Source organism: Actinoplanes sp. NPDC051537 (assembly GCF_055586105.1).
Window position 1 is genome coordinate 247719 of sequence record NZ_JBVJIU010000014.1, and the last position, 14321, is coordinate 262039.

Annotated in this window: 14 protein-coding genes; 7 read left to right on the top strand and 7 right to left on the bottom strand. The window is 74.1% G+C overall.

The window, feature by feature from the left end:
* Position 1 precedes the first annotated feature (1 nt).
* From ACZ6TB_RS32255 to ACZ6TB_RS32265, 3 genes are all read right to left on the bottom strand, one after another.
* Positions 2–877: a PfkB family carbohydrate kinase gene (locus ACZ6TB_RS32255; protein WP_465560662.1), complete on the bottom strand. Its 876-nt coding sequence runs from the start codon at positions 875–877 to the stop codon at positions 2–4.
* Positions 874–1029: a hypothetical protein gene (locus ACZ6TB_RS32260; RefSeq protein WP_465560664.1), complete on the bottom strand. Its 156-nt coding sequence runs from the start codon at positions 1027–1029 to the stop codon at positions 874–876. The genes ACZ6TB_RS32255 and ACZ6TB_RS32260 overlap by 4 nt, the downstream gene beginning before the upstream one ends.
* 72 nt (positions 1030–1101) lie before the next feature.
* Positions 1102–1971 carry an amidohydrolase family protein gene (locus ACZ6TB_RS32265; RefSeq protein WP_465560796.1) on the bottom strand — a complete coding sequence of 290 codons (870 nt, stop codon included), beginning with the start codon at positions 1969–1971 and terminating at the stop codon, positions 1102–1104.
* A 56-nt stretch (positions 1972–2027) separates the two neighbouring features.
* On the opposite strand from ACZ6TB_RS32265, the gene ACZ6TB_RS32270 reads away from it, so the two are divergent.
* The gene (locus tag ACZ6TB_RS32270; protein WP_465560666.1) at positions 2028–3527 is read left to right on the top strand and encodes a DHA2 family efflux MFS transporter permease subunit; all 1500 of its coding nucleotides are present in this window, start codon (positions 2028–2030) and stop codon (positions 3525–3527) included.
* Positions 3524–4123, top strand: a complete 600-nt coding sequence (locus ACZ6TB_RS32275; protein WP_465560668.1) for an acyl-CoA-like ligand-binding transcription factor — start codon at positions 3524–3526, stop codon at positions 4121–4123. Before ACZ6TB_RS32270 ends, ACZ6TB_RS32275 begins: the two co-directional genes overlap by 4 nt.
* Here ACZ6TB_RS32275 and ACZ6TB_RS32280 read toward each other — a convergent pair.
* On the bottom strand, positions 4110–4625 hold the full coding sequence (locus ACZ6TB_RS32280; protein ID WP_465560670.1) for a TetR/AcrR family transcriptional regulator: 516 nt from the start codon (positions 4623–4625) through the stop codon (positions 4110–4112). The two genes, ACZ6TB_RS32275 and ACZ6TB_RS32280, sit on opposite strands and share 14 nt — an antisense overlap.
* Positions 4626–4702: 77 nt before the next feature.
* Here ACZ6TB_RS32280 and ACZ6TB_RS32285 point away from each other — a divergent pair, with 77 nt between their 5' ends.
* The 3 genes from ACZ6TB_RS32285 to ACZ6TB_RS32295 are packed head-to-tail and all read left to right on the top strand — an operon-like array spanning position 4703 to position 9013.
* Complete coding sequence (locus ACZ6TB_RS32285) at positions 4703–5374, top strand: SDR family oxidoreductase (protein ID WP_465560672.1); 672 nt, start codon at positions 4703–4705, stop codon at positions 5372–5374.
* A gap of 44 nt (positions 5375–5418) precedes the next feature.
* Positions 5419–5745: an effector-associated constant component EACC1 gene (locus ACZ6TB_RS32290; RefSeq protein ID WP_465560675.1), complete on the top strand. Its 327-nt coding sequence runs from the start codon at positions 5419–5421 to the stop codon at positions 5743–5745.
* A complete protein-coding gene (locus tag ACZ6TB_RS32295) occupies positions 5735–9013 on the top strand; it encodes a caspase family protein (protein WP_465560678.1) in 3279 nt (1092 codons plus the stop codon). The genes ACZ6TB_RS32290 and ACZ6TB_RS32295 overlap by 11 nt, the downstream gene beginning before the upstream one ends.
* Here the strand turns inward: ACZ6TB_RS32295 and ACZ6TB_RS32300 are convergent.
* Positions 8952–10493 (bottom strand): FUSC family protein, encoded by a 1542-nt coding sequence (locus ACZ6TB_RS32300; protein WP_465560681.1) that lies wholly within the window; start codon positions 10491–10493, stop codon positions 8952–8954. The two genes, ACZ6TB_RS32295 and ACZ6TB_RS32300, sit on opposite strands and share 62 nt — an antisense overlap.
* A gap of 66 nt (positions 10494–10559) precedes the next feature.
* On the opposite strand from ACZ6TB_RS32300, the gene ACZ6TB_RS32305 reads away from it, so the two are divergent.
* Complete coding sequence (locus ACZ6TB_RS32305) at positions 10560–12056, top strand: GntP family permease (RefSeq protein WP_465560684.1); 1497 nt, start codon at positions 10560–10562, stop codon at positions 12054–12056.
* Positions 12057–12062: 6 nt separating this feature from the next.
* Here the strand turns inward: ACZ6TB_RS32305 and ACZ6TB_RS32310 are convergent, their stop codons facing one another.
* Entirely contained in the window at positions 12063–12845 is a 783-nt protein-coding gene (locus ACZ6TB_RS32310; protein WP_465560686.1) for a TetR/AcrR family transcriptional regulator, read from the bottom strand.
* Between the two features lie 57 nt (positions 12846–12902).
* On the opposite strand from ACZ6TB_RS32310, the gene ACZ6TB_RS32315 reads away from it, so the two are divergent.
* The gene (locus ACZ6TB_RS32315) at positions 12903–13760 is read left to right on the top strand and encodes an SDR family NAD(P)-dependent oxidoreductase (RefSeq protein ID WP_465560689.1); all 858 of its coding nucleotides are present in this window, start codon (positions 12903–12905) and stop codon (positions 13758–13760) included.
* On the opposite strand, the gene ACZ6TB_RS32320 is transcribed toward ACZ6TB_RS32315, so the two are convergent.
* Positions 13761–14210 (bottom strand): hypothetical protein, encoded by a 450-nt coding sequence (locus ACZ6TB_RS32320; RefSeq protein WP_465560692.1) that lies wholly within the window; start codon positions 14208–14210, stop codon positions 13761–13763. It abuts the gene before it with no gap.
* Positions 14211–14321: the final 111 nt, after the last annotated feature.

Consider the following 14321-nt stretch of genomic DNA (forward strand, 5'->3'; position numbering starts at 1 on the left):
ATCAGGGAAGGGCCGCGAGCCACGCTCGCGGCCCGGCGTGCGAGACACGAATGCCGGCCACCCGAACGGCAAAGGCGATGGCATCCGACAAGTCGGATTTGCCGGAGTGAGGGAGCGCGCCGGCGGGCCGGGGGAGGTCGGCGTCGGCCAGGGCGACCGCGAGCGCGCCGTGGAAGGCGTCGCCGGCGCCGGACGTGTCGACGGCCTCGACCGGCGGGACGGGGACGGCACCCGACCGCGAGCCGCTGAACCAGCGCACGGGATCGGGGCCGTGCGTCACCACGACGTGAGGCGCGCCGATCGCGGCGGCCAGGGCGGCGTCGGTGGGGGCGGACTCCGAAGGGTGGCGAAAGGCGGAAGACGCGGCGACGACCTCCGCACAGGGCAGCACGGACGCGAAGACCGGCCGCCAGGTGCCGGCGTCGACGAGCAGGCGGCGGGCGCTGCGGGCGGCCGCCAGCGCCAGGAGCGGATGGTGGCCGTCGACCAACGTCAGGTCGGCGTCGGGGAGGCCGGGGACCGAGACGACCTGGTCGCCGGCGTTGCGGCTGACGATCGTGCGCTGGCCGGTCGACTCCAGGACGGTGATGGCCGAGACGGGCGGTGGCGCGCCCGACCCCTCGGCCGCGTCGATCACTTCGACGTGGTGGGTGGCGAGGTCAGCGAGGATCAGCGACGCCAGCGGATGCGCGCCCACGGCCGTGACCAACGTGACGGTCGCGCCCAGCGCGGCCGCCGTGATCGCCGCGTTGGCCGCCGGGCCGCCCGCCGCGATCTCCACCCCCAGCGCCTGTGCCTTCTCGTCCACGCCGGGAATCCGGGACACCCGGTAGACCAGGTCGACCGTGACCAGGCCGGCGCAGAGGACATGGGTCACGTGGCGAGATCGTGGAAGAACGTGCCGATGCCACGGAACGCGTTCATGATCCCGTCCCAGAGGCTCCGCGCGATGTCCGCCGCCGGCCCTGGTTGGGTGCCTATGTAGAAGATGAGGAGGATGAGCAGGATCCAGCCGACTACCTTCTTCATGCCGGTCCCCTTCCGCGGCCCGGGCGTGCCTTACATGATCGTGTCACGTCGGCGCACGTCCTTCGCGGACCTTCACCCGCGCGGCGGCATACCGAACAGATCACAAGCGCTCTCCCAGCACACCATGCGCAGCCATTCCTCGCCGAGCGACAGACGGGCCAGGGCTTCCAGCTGATGCTCGTAGGCGTACGGGATGGCCGGGAAATCGCTCCCGAGCAGAACCTTCCCGCCCAGCCCGAGATCGTGCAGCCGGGGCAGCAGGTCCCGGGGGAAGGGCGCCATCTCCTCGAAGAAGTCGGTGAACGCCATCGTCGTGTCGATCCGCACGTTCGGATGGCCGGCCGCGAGGTCGAAGAAGCCGGCGTATTCGGGCGCGCCGGCGTGGGCGATGATCAGCGACAGCCGCGGGTGCCGCGCCAGCACCTCGCCGATCGGGCCCGGCCCGGTGAATCCGCTGGCCACCGGCCCGGAGCCGGCGTGCACGACGATCGGGGTCCCGGCCTCGGACAGCAGGCCCCAGGCGTCGGACAACAGAGGCGACCGCGGGTCGAAGCCGCCCACCTGCAGATGCAGCTTGAAGATCTGTGCGCCCCGGTCGAGCGCCGCCCGCGTGTAGTCGAGCACCCCGGGCTCGGGGAAGAACGTCGCGCTCCGGAGGCAGCCGGGCGTACGGGACGCGAAGTCGAGCGTCCATTCGTTCAGCGAGGCGGCCATGTCCGGTTTGTGGGCGTAAGCGAGCGACGAGAAATGCCGTACACCCCATTTGTCCAGTAGGGCGAGCCGCTCCGGGACCGGCAGGCGATAGCGGATCGGCCACGGCCGGCCGAGCAGCGGCCCGGCCGCGTCGAAGTGCGCCCACACCCGGCGCTCCATCCGCGGCGGCAGGAAATGGGTGTGCACGTCGAACAACCCCGGCAGCCCGAGCTGCGCGCAGAACTCCATCACATTGCCATCCTAGGACTTGACAGCGACTCCTAAGTGACAGCTACTGTCAAAACATGGCTACTTCCAAATCACGCTGGTACGCGTTGGCCGCCCTGGCCCTGAGCACGCTGGCCATCGGGCTGGACACCACCGTCCTCAGCGTCGCCCTGCCGACGCTCAGCCGGGACCTGCACGCCTCGACCGGCGACCTCCAGTGGTTCACGAACTCCTACCTGCTGGTCCTGGCCGCCGTGCTGCTGCCGGCCGGCATGCTCGGCGACCGCTTCGGCCGCAAGAAGCTGCTGCTCGGCGCCCTGGTCGTGTTCGGCGCCGCCTCGGCCGCCTGCGCCTGGTCGGCCACCACCGGCCAGCTGATCGCCGCCCGCACCGCCCTCGGCCTCGGCGCCGCGGTGCTGATGCCGCTGTCCGGCGCCGTGCTCACCGTGCTCTTCGACAACAAGGAACGGTCGAAGGCACTGACCGTCTGGCTCACCGCGAGCGCGCTCGGCATCCCGCTCGGCCCGCTGCTGGGCGGCTGGCTGCTCGACAACTTCTGGTGGGGCTCGGTCTTCCTGATCAACGTGCCGCTGGTGGCGATCGCGCTGGTGGCGGTCACGCTCTGGGTGCCCGAGTCGCACGGCGAACGCGGCCGCCGTTTCGACCCGCTCGGCGTGGTGCTGTCGGCGGGCGGGCTGGTCGCCCTCACGTACGGGATCATCGAGGCCGGGGAACGCGGCTGGGGTGACCCCCGCTCGCTGCTCACCGTGGTCGCCGGGGTGATTCTGCTCGGCGCCTTCGTCCTCTGGCAGAAGCGAAGCACAGCGCCGCTGGTCGATCTGGCGCTGTTCCGGTCCCGTGCCTTCACCGGCGGCGCGGTGCTCGCCACCCTCGCCAGCTTCGGCATGCTCGGCCTGCTCTTCGCGCTGCCGCAGTTCTTCTCGATCGTCGGCGGCCAGGACGCGTTCGGCTCCGGCCTGCGCCTGCTCCCGGTGATCGGCGGCCTGCTGATCGGCGCCCGGGTGGCCGAGAAGGTCGCCGCCCGCGTCGGCGCCCGGCCGGTGATCGCGGCCGGGCTCGCGCTGATGACGGCGGCGATGGTCGCCGGCGCGTTCACCCACGTGACCAGTTCCTACGGCTTCGTCGCGGCCTGGATCACGGTGGCCGGCATCGGGCTCGGCTGCACACTGCCGCCGTCGATGGACGCGGCCCTCGGCGCGCTCACCCCCGAGCGCAGCGGCGTCGGCAACGGGCTGCTCCAGGCGATGCGGCAGGTCGGCGGCGCGATCGGCGTCGCGGTGCTGGGCACGGTGCTCAACGGCGCCTACCGCGACGACCTGCCGGCGGACGCCCCGGCCGCGGCCCGGGAGAGCGCGGCGGTCGCGACCCGGCTCGGCGATCCCGGCCTGGCCGGCGCGGCGCAGCACGCGTTCACCCACGGCATGACCACGTCGCTGCTGGTGGCGGCGGCGGTGGCGGCGATCGGGGCGGTGCTCGCGCTGGTCCTGCTGCCGAGCCGGGCCGCCGTCGCTCCGGTGGAAGGTGAACGGCTGGTGCTGGCAGAATCGGGACTATGACGTCGTCCCTGCCCGCCGGCCTGCGCGAGCGCAAGAAGGCGAAGACCCGGGCCGCCATCCGCGATCACGCGATGCGCCTGTTCGAGGAGCAGGGGTACGCGGCGACCACCGTGGACCAGATCGCGGAGGCGGCCGAGGTCTCGCAGAGCACGTTCTTCCGCTACTTCCCGACCAAGGAAGACGTGATCCTCACCGACGACTACGACCCGGTGATCGTCGAGTCGATTCTCGCCCAGCCGCCCGGCACGTCGCCGGTGCGGGCCCTGCTCAACAGCATGCGCGACGTCTTCCTCCAGCTCAGCCCCGAGGAGTGGGAGAGCGAGCGCCGCCGCCAGCGGATCTATCAAAGCGTCCCCGAGCTGCGGGTCCGCGCGATGAGCCAGACGATCTCGGCGGTCGACATGCTGGCCGCGGCGCTGGCCCAGCGGGAGGGCAAGCCGGCCGACGACATGACCAGCCGGGTGGTCGCCGGGGCCATGGTCGGCGTCGTGCTCGCGGTCGCGCCCCCGGGCGGCGCGAACGGTTTCGATCCGGCCGACTTCAGCAAGGTCGAGGACGCCCTGCGCATCCTCGAGCGGCAGTTCACGCCTCGCTGATCAACCGCTCCCGGGCCTCGGCCAGGATGCGATCGGAGATCTCGGTGCCCGCGGTCGCGCGGGCGAGAACCAGCGCGCCGACCAGCGTGGCGACATCGGTGAGGCTCCCCAGCTCGCGGGCATAAAGAGCAATTCCCTGGGCGTACGCCTCGACGGCGCCCGCCTCGTGCCGGCGCGCGAGGTCGCCGCCGAACCCGACCGCCGGGCAGCCGTCACCGGGCCGGTCGCGATGCTCGGGGGAGAGGTAACCCCGTACGAAATCGTCGTGGTCCGCCGTGGCCAGGTTGTCGGAGAGATCGTCGAACGCCTGCCCGACCGCCTCCGCCACCAGCGCCTCCTTGGAGGCGAACTGCTTGTAGAAACCGCCGTGCGTCAGGCCCGCCTCGCCCATCACGTCGGCCACGCTGACCCCGTCCACGCCGCGCTCGCGAAACAGCCGGGACGCCGTCTCGACGACCCGCTTCCGGTTCTCCTGCGCCTGCGCCTGCGATACCCGTCCCATGCTTCGACTATAGCTATAGATGGCGTGTGTCATCTATTACGTTGCCACCGTTAGATGACAGTCGTAATCTAATCCGCATGGACCTCACGAACTCCGTAGCCCTCGTCACCGGCGCCAACCGCGGCCTCGGCCGCCACTTCGCCGCCCAGCTGATCGAGCGCGGCGCCAAGGTGTACGCCGCCGCCCGCGACCCGCAGTCCGTCGACCTGCCCGGCGCCATCCCGCTGCGCATCGACATCACCGATCCCGGCGACATCGAGCGGGCGGCCAAGCTCGCCACCGATGTGACGCTGCTGGTCAACAACGCCGGCACGAGCCTCCACCAGACTCTCGTCGGCGGCGACCTCGACCTGATCCGGGCCGAGATGGAGACCCACTACTTCGGCACGCTCGCCGTCACCCGCGCGTTCGCCCCGGTGATCGAGGCCAACGGCGGCGGCGCGATCCTCAACGTGCTGTCGGTGCTGTCCTGGTGGCATCCGGCGGGCGGCGGGGCGTACAGCGCGGCGAAGGCCGCCGGCTGGGCGCTCACCAACGCCGTACGCGAGGAGCTCGCCCCGCGCGGCATCGCGGTCGCCGGCCTGCACGTCGGTTACATGGACACCGACATGGCCGCGAGCATCCCGGCCGACCAGAAGACCGACCCCGCGATCGTGGCCGCGCTCGCCCTCGACGGCGTCGCGCAGGGCCTCCCCGAGATCCTCGCCGACGACGTGACCCGCGGCGTGAAGGCGGGGCTCGCGGGCTGAACGCCGGTCCGCGCCGATCGCCGCGACATGCTTCAATCCCTTGCATGAGGGTCACCGCCGCCGTCGCTGATCAGCAGAGCCTCCCCGCGCTCCAGTCCCTTCACGACTGGCTGCGGCGCGCGCCGGAGCTCGAGGTCGTGGCCGTGCCGAGCCCCGCGCACCAGGGGGCCGCCGAGATCGTCAACATCGTGCTCAGCAACACGATCGCGCTCGGCAGCTTCCTGGTCTCGCTGCGCGCGTGGCTCGGCACCCGCCCGGCCAAGCCGCCGATCACGTTCGAGGTCGGCGGCGTGAAGATCACGGTGCCCGACGACTCGCCGGAGAGCCTGGCCGCGCTGGAGAAGGCGCTGCGGGCCATCGATGACCAGTGACGCCGGCCTGCCGGACCCGCGGCGGTCCCGGGCCGTCCTGGTCGGGCCGGCGGCGTACGAGCATCTGAGTCCCCTGCCGGCCGTCCCCAACAACGTGGCCCGGCTGCGGGAGCTGCTCGCCGACGACGGGCTCTGGGGGCTCCCGGCCGGCAACTGCGTGACGCTGACCGACGCCGAGAGCACCGACGAGGTCGAGGAGGCGCTGCTGACCGCGGCGCGCGAGGCGTCCGACACGCTGATCTTCTACTTCGCCGGGCACGGGCTGCTCGACCTCGACTCGGGCCGGCTGTTCCTGGCGCTGGGCCGGGCCGAGTCGGCGCCGATCGTGCGGGCCATCGACTACGACCGCATCCGCCGGGCGGTGCGGGAGAGCCGCTGCCCGTCCAAGGTGGTCATTCTCGACTGCTGCTACAGCGGGCACGCGACGATGGGCGATTTCGCGGCGCAGACCGTGGTCGAGGGCACTTACCTGCTGACCGCCTGCGGCGAGCTCAGCCTCGCGGTGGCGCCGCCGGGCGCGCGATACACGGCCTTCACCGGAGCGCTCGTACGCCTGCTGGCCGACGGCATCCCGGGCGGGCCCGACCTGCTCGGCACCGAGGACGTCTACTGGCGGCTGCGGGAAGACCTCCAGGGCGCCGGCCACCCGCTGCCCGTGCAGCGCGCCGGCAACCGCGGCCACCGGATCGTGCTGACCCGCAACCGCGCCACGCTGCCGGCCCCCGCGACGTCCGCGCGGTCCGTCCCGCGTCCGGCGCCGCCCCAGGCGCCGCCCACGCCGTGGCTCGCTCCGGCCGCCGTGCTCGGCCGCGTCCGCGAGATGCGCGAGTCCGGCGGCGCGCGGGCGGCCGAGGCGTTGCTCGACGCCGTCGGCGCCGGCCGCGCACCGCAGGAGGTCGTCGGCATCGTCGAGGCCCTGGACGCGGGCGACGCCATGGCCGACGCCGACCGGGTGCTGGCCGCGGCCGCGGGCCGTCCCGCCGCCGAGATCGCCGCCCTCGTCGGGGTCCTCATCCGGCTGCACCGCCCGCGCGTGCTCGACCGGGCCCGTCGCGCGGTGGCCGCCCGCGAGCCGGTGCCGGTCGCCGCCCTGCTCGTCCCCGACCAGCGCGACCCCCTGCTCGACGCCGCGGTCGACGCGCGGTTCGGCCGCCCCGAGGCGATGGTCGCCCTGGTCGCCGCGATCTCCACGGCCCCGGCCCTGAACGGCGGGGTGCTCGACGCGCTGCTCGAGCGCACGGCCGGGCGCATCCCGCCCGCCGACGCGGCCGCGCTGGGCGACGTGCTGCGCGACGCCGGCCGCGAGGAGGCGGCGTTCCGCGTCTACCAGCCGGCCGAGGAGGTCCTCGCCGCACGCCCCGCCGCCGACGTGGTGGCGCTCGCCGTCGCCCTGCACGAGGCCGGCCGGCACGACCAGGCCCGGCGGCTGATCGGCCGGGCCGTCGCCGCCTGCCGCGACGCGGCCGGGTTCCTCGCGCTGCTGCGCGCGACCGAGTCCGCGTCGCTCTCCGGCGCGTCGCCGGCGGGCTCGTCGTTCTCCGGCGCGTCGCCCGGGGGCTCGTCGTTCTCCGGCGCGTCGCCCGGGGGCTCGTCGTTCTCCGGCGCGTCCTCCGCGGGCTCGTCGTTCTCCGGCGCCTCGCCCGCGGGATCGTCGCGTCCTGGCGCGTCGCCCACCGGCTCGGGCTCGGACCCGAGGGCCGAGCTGCCCGGGGCGGTCGCCGCGATCATCGCGGGGGCCGCCGCGACCCTGACCGCCGAGGCGCTGCTCGGCATGGCCGGCGAGCTGTGGCGGGCCGGCCGCGACGACGAGGCCGGCGACCTGCTCGCCCGGGCGGCGGCGACCCGGCCGATCGGCGAGACGATCGGCACGCTGGGCGCGCTCGCCGACGCCGGGCGCCCGCTCGACATCCGCCGGGTCGTCGAGGCCGCGGCCCGCCGCGGCCCGGACGAGATCGCCCGGCTCGCCGCCCACCTCCAGGACACCCGGGTCGAGGCGGTCGAGCCGCTGCTCGACGCGGTGCTGGCCGGCGGCTGGTCGCTGACCGGTCAGGTCCTCGTCCACCTCGAACGGCGCGAGCCGGTGCGCTACCTCGCCCGCCGGCTCGCCGCGTCGCCGCCGGGGGCGATCCTCGCGGCCATGCTCGAGGCGGTGCGGGCCGGGCAGCGGACGAGCGGGCGGATCCTCGCCGAGGCCCTCACCAAGGCCGCCCAGCTGCCGGCGGCCGACCCGTTCGAGCGGGCCAAGCTGGCCATCGACGTGATCGCGGGCTCGCCCGAGCCGGCCATGTGCCTGATCGTCGGCACCTCGGTCGACTCCGCCGTGCTGGCCGACCAGCTGCTCACCGAGCCGCCGGAGATCCTGACGACCGTGCTCGGCCGGCTGCACGCCCAGCGGCAGGGCCGCCACGTCGACGCCGTGCTCGACCGGCTGGTGATCCGCCCCGAGGACGGCGTCGGCTGGATCCGGCTGCTGGCGACGGCGCCGCCCCCGCCGGGCGCCGACGGGTGGCAGCCCGACCTCGTCGACGCGTACCTGCGGCTCTTCCTGCGCCGGCACTCGCCGGTGGCGATCGCCGAGCTGGTACGCGACCTGAACGAGAACGGGCACACCTCGGTCGCCCGGCGGGTGATCCGCGCCGTGCGTCTCGACAGCACCCGCCACGCGCGGCGCTTCGAGGTCGCCCAGGCGCTGGTCGGGTTCCCGCGCACGGCCGCCCTCTGGAACGGCTGGTCGGCCGACGCGACCGAGCTGGCGAGCGCGGCCGCGATCGACGAGCTGCACCGCCGGCTGGGGGATGGGCCGGGGCTGCCGGGCACGGTGCTGGGCGACGCCGACGACTGGCGGAAGGAGCTGTCGCTGGCCCCGGGTGAGTGGCCGCTGTGGCATCTGACGGTCTACGCCGGCCTGTTCGACAGCGCGGTGGTCGGCTTCAGCAGCAGCGCCCTGCACATCAAGGGCCGGCCCGCGGGGCACACCGGTCCGCCGCCGGAGTTCGTCATCGCGTACGTGCAAATGTTCGATCTTCATTTCCGCACCGAGCGCACGGTGATCGAGCTGCGCCGGGACCCGCCGCCGGGATATGGCGGGCGGCCGCCGGTCTTCCACTGGCCGGTCAACGCCGCCGTCCTCGGGCGCAAGCGGGTCGACGCGCTGGTGACGCTGCTCAACCAGGTGGCGGACGCGGTGCGGCAGGGGCTGGCGCCGCTCAGTGGCGGTCGACCAGGGCCTGGCGAGCCGCACGTTCGGCCCGCAACACCCGCTCCGTAGCGTCGGGCGCCAGGCCGGGCTCGCCACTGGCCACCGCGTACGCCTCCCGCAGCTTCAGCAGCAGGCCCGCGAGCCGGGGTCCCTCGCCGTGCCCGCGCCGCAGCTCCGCCGTGGCCGCCGCCACCTCGTTGATCGCGCCGTCGAGATGCCGGGCGGCCGCCCGGTTGCGCACCAGGGCGGCGGCGGCCAGGCCGAGCCCGCAGCCGAGCAGGGTCTGCACCAGCCGGTCGCCGACCAGGCCGGCCGGCGGTGTCGCGCGGCCGAGCTCGCCGACCAGCAGCGCGAGCGGGGTGATCGCCAGCATCGCGAGGCCGTAGTTGCGCACCACCAGCAGCTCGGCGCAGACCTGGGCGACCGCGATCGAGGCGACCAGCGTCCACTTGTCGCCGGGGAGGGCGACCGCGGCCGCGGCCAGGAACAGGCCGGCCGTCGTGCCGGCGGCGCGCTGGATGGCCTTCTGGAACGTCAGGCGCAGCGAGTCGGCCTGGAGCACGGCCACCGCCGAGAGCGCCGCCCAATAGGGATGGCCCAGCCCGGTGCCGTGGGCCAGAACGCCGGCGGCGGCCCCCGCGGCCAGGGTGCCGGCGGCGACCCGGGCGGCGGCCGGCCACAGCGGGCCGGGCGGCCGGCGTGCGGGCTCCCTGAGCAGGAGGGTGGCCAGGCGGCGGCCGAGCACCTCGGCGTCCTCGCCGCCGTCGGCCGGTGGGGCCGGGGCCCGGCCGCGGCGGGTGGCCGCGTCGGCCAGGGCGCGCAGCTGGGCGGCGGCCGCGGGGTCGTGGCCGTGGAGGCCGCTCAGCTCGGTCTCGGCGTGGGCGACCAGGAGGGCCTCGACGTGGCGGTCGGGCGGGACGGCGCGCCACGCCTTCTCGACCGCGAGGGCGGCCTGGTAGCGGGCCTGGATGCCGGGCGGGCCGTCGGGGGCGTCCACGAGAGCGGCCGAGGCGCGGAGGGCGCGGCTCACGGCCAGTCTCATCGGAGCGTCGCGGTCCACGAGCACGCCCGTCATCGCGATCAGCCAGGCGAGCGCGGCGGCGGCCGCGCTCAGCACGATATTTCTCGGCAGATCGGGTGCGGGGATCGCGGCGGTGACGGCCGTGGCGAAGGCGAACATCAGGCCGCCCGGCGGGCCGACCCGGAAGCGGCCGCACAGCAGGGTGGCGAGGCCGCCGACGGCCGCGACCGACGCGATCGTGGCGACCTCGTGCCCGTCGGCCAGCGTGCCGATGCCGACGCAGGCGACCAGGCCGGCCGCGGCGGCGGTCAGGACCCGGGCGCGCCGGCGGTAGGGCTCGTCGCGGGCATAGAGGGCGGTGAACGCGCCGAACGTGGCGACCCCGGCCCACGACGGCCGGTCCAGGGCGACGAGCAGGACCAGCGGGATCGCCACCGCGAGCCCGGCGCGCAGCGCGAACGCCCAGGCGGCGTCGACCCGGCGGACCCGGGCCGCGGCCCGGACATCCGGCCCGATCGACCTGCGCACCCCTCCGTTCTACCCCGCTCCACCCGCCAAGATTGAAAGATGTGCGCGCGGGGTACTCGCGCGCGCATGACGCCCCTCGCTGCCGAGGCCATCACCGACGCCGGAACCACTCAACTCGTCCTCGCCGCCGTGCTCGGCATCGCGGCCGTCGTCCTGCTGATCGCATGGGCGAAGTTCCACCCGTTCCTCTCCCTGATCATCGGCTCGGCCGTCCTCGGCCTGGTCGCCGGCGCCTCGCCCGGCTCCACCGTCACCTCGTTCACCAACGGCCTGGGCATGACGGTCGGCAGCGTGGGACTGCTGATCGCGCTCGGCTCGATGATCGGCGCCCTGCTCGCCGACTCCGGCGGCGCCGACGGCATCGTCAACCGCATCGTCGACCGGGTCTCCGGCAACGCGCTGCCGTGGGCCATGGCCGGCGTGGCCGCGCTGGTCGGCCTGCCGCTGTTCTTCGAGGTCGGCGTCGTGCTGCTGGTGCCGATCGTGCTGCTGGTGGCCCGCCGCACCGACATCGGCCTGCTGCGCGTCGGCATCCCGGCGCTGGCCGGCCTCTCCGTGCTGCACGGTCTGGTGCCCCCGCACCCCGGGCCGCTGGTGGCCGTCTCGAGCCTGAACGCCGACCTCGGTCTCACCCTGCTGTTCGGCCTGATCTGTGCGATCCCGACGGTGATCGTGGCCGGCCCGATCTTCGGCAACTGGATCGCCAAGCGGGTGCCGCTGCCGGTGCCCGCGCTGCTCACCACGGCCGGGGCCGGGGTGAGCGCGGGCTCGGCGACGGCGCCGGGCACGCCCGCGTCGGGCGCCTTCTCCGGAACGGCGTCCAGCGAGGTCTCGATGTCGGCGCCGGGCGACGAGGACATCGCCGAGAGCGGGCCCGAGCCGCGGGCCGCCCGCCACAACCCCGGCTTCTGGCCGGCCGTGCTGACCGTGCTGCTTCCGATCGTGCTGATGCTGGCCCGCGCGATCGGCGAGCTCACGCTCGACAAGGGCAACAGCGTCCGTACGGCGCTCGACGTCCTCGGCAACCCGCCGGTGGCCCTGCTGTTCGGCGTCCTCGTCGCGATGTGGACGCTCGGCCACCGCTCCGGGATGGATCGCCGCGAGACCAACGCCGTCCTCGGTGGCGCGCTGCCGCCGATCGCCGGCATCCTGCTGATCGTGGCCGCCGGCGGTGGCTTCAAGCAGGTGCTGGTCGACGCCGGCGTGGGCAGCGTGGTCGCCGACGCCGCCCAGGACGCGCACATCAACGTGCTGCTGCTCGGCTGGCTGGTCGCGGTCGGCATCCGGGTCGCCACCGGCTCGGCGACGGTCGCCACCATCACCGCCGCCGGCATCGTGGCCCCGCTCGCCGCCACCCTCGACCGCCCCGGCGTCTCCCTGCTGGCCCTGGCCATCGGCTGCGGCTCGCTGTTCTTCTCGCACGTCAACGACGCCGGCTTCTGGCTGGTGAAGGAGTACTTCGGCATGACCGTCGGCCAGACCATCAAGACCTGGTCGATCATGGAGACGATCATCTCGGTGGTCGGCGTGATCTGCGTCTTCATCCTCAACGTCTTCGTTTGACGCGGCCTACCGCCCGGCCCGCATCCCGTCGAGCAGCGCGCTCAGGACGCGGGCCAGGCGAGGCTCCACGTCGACCACCGCGTGCGCCAGCTCCGGCGTGGCCTCGTAGAACGCCCGCAGCGTCGTCCCCGGCGCCGCCATCTGCCAGAACGCCCCCGCCAGGCTGGTCGCCGTGGCGATGAGGTCGATCGACTGTTCCTCGGTGAGCCCCAGCACGCGATGCAGATCCTCGGTGAGGGGCCCGATCTCGCGGCGCGTGGCCAGCTTGTAGTCGAGAACCGCCTGCAGCGAGACGTTCCGCTCGAGATTGAGCGGCGCGTGGGCCAGCAGGTCGCAGAAGAGGGGTCGCTCGACCAGCGTCTTCGCGATGGCCGCGCCCACCGCCGCCGCGTTGCCCGCCGCGCCCGCCGCCGCGTTGCCCGCCGCGCCCGCCGCCGCGTTGCCCGCCGCGCCCGCCGCCGCGTTGCCCGCCGCGTTGCCCGCCGCGTTGCCGGCCGCCGCGCCCGCCGCCGACTCGACCGCCGCCGGCATCTCGGCCAGCGCCGCGCGTAGCGCCGCCGACCAATCGCGCCAGCCCTCCGCCGTCAGGGCCAGGAAGATTTGCTCGCGAGTCTCGAAATATCGCAGCATGGCCGATTTGTGCATGCCGACCGCCGCCGCGACGTCGGTGAGGGTGATGTCGCGGACCGGCCGCGCGCCGGCCAGCGAGCGCGCCGCCTCGAGGATGTCGCGCTCGCGCTGCTGCTTGGCCGCGGCGCTGCGGGCGCGCTGCGGAGTCGCTGAGGTCACACCCCAATCTAACACAACGCTGTTGCGGTAATAACGCAACCGCGTTTTACTAAGTGCATGAGCGAACAAACCTGGTTCATCACCGGCTCCTCCCGCGGCTTCGGCCGCGCCCTCACCGTCGCCGCCCTCGAGGCCGGCGACCGCGTCGCCGCCACCGCTCGCAAGCCCGAGCAGCTCGCGGACCTCGCCGAGAAGTACGGCGACCGCATCCTGCCGATCGCGCTCGACGTCACCGACTTCGCCGCCGCCAACACCGCCGTCACGGCCGCGGTCGCGAAGTTCGGCCGGCTCGACGTGGTGGTCAACAACGCCGGTTACGCGAACATCGGCCCGATCGAGAGCACCCCGGAGGACGACTTCCGCCGGCAGTTCGACACCAACTTCTGGGGCGTCTACCACGTGACCCGGGCCGTCCTGCCGACGCTCAAGGCGCAGGGCGGCGGGACCATCGTGCAGTTCTCGTCGATCGGCGGGCGGGTCGGCGGCAGCCCGGGGCTGGGCTCGTACCAGGCCGCCAAGTTCGCCGTGGACGGGCTCACCCGCGTCCTCGCCGTCGAGACCGCGCCGCTCGGCGTGCGCACGCTCGTGGTCGAGCCGGGCGGCTTCGCCACCGACTGGGCCGGGCCCTCGATGAGCTTCCACGACGTGCCGGCCGAGTACGACGCCACGGTGGGCGCTCGCATCCGCGACATGGACAACCCGCGCCTGACCGCCGGCGACCCGGCCCGGGCCGGCGAGATCCTCGTGCGGCTGGTCAAGCGCGACGACATCCCGACCCACCTGGTGCTCGGCGCCGGGGCGCTCGCGATGGCCCAGGACTACTCCCGGCGGCAGCTCGCCGAGGCCGGGGCCTGGGGCGAGGTCAGCGGCTCGGCCGACTTCGACCAGCCCTACCCGGTGGCTCTGCCGGAGTGATCAGGCGTCGGCGCAGGCGTCGTCGAGCTTCTGCCCGACCGTCTGGAACTCGCCGTTCGCGTAGGCCTTCGGGTCCGGCTGCTGCGCGCCCGCCGTCAGCGAGGCGGCCACGGCGCTCAGCGCCGACCGGAGATCGGGGTCCGGTGTCCGGACGGCCTCGGCCGTGAACTGGCCGGCCATCTCCGTGAACGTGTCGCGCAGCCCCTGCGTGTTGTGCGGGCCCGAACCGCGGATGTAGCCGGCGAGCTTCACCGCGCCGTCCGTCAAGATTTTGTAGGCGGTCGTGCAGACGTACTTGGGGACGCCGGCCGAGGCCGACGGGGTCGGCGCCACGCTGAACGGGACCGGCGCGTCGACGGCGCTGGGGGAGATCTCGATCGCGCAGCCGGTGGCGAGCGCGAACGTCGCGACCAGGGCGAGGGGCACGGCGGTGAGGCGGCGTCGCGGCACGGCGTTCTCCTTCATCGATCCCGGGTACGCGCGGCAAGCATAGTTACCCGCCGGTCAAGATATTGAACACGAGCCATGGGGTCGCGACCGGGTTAGCCCAATCGGTCCGAT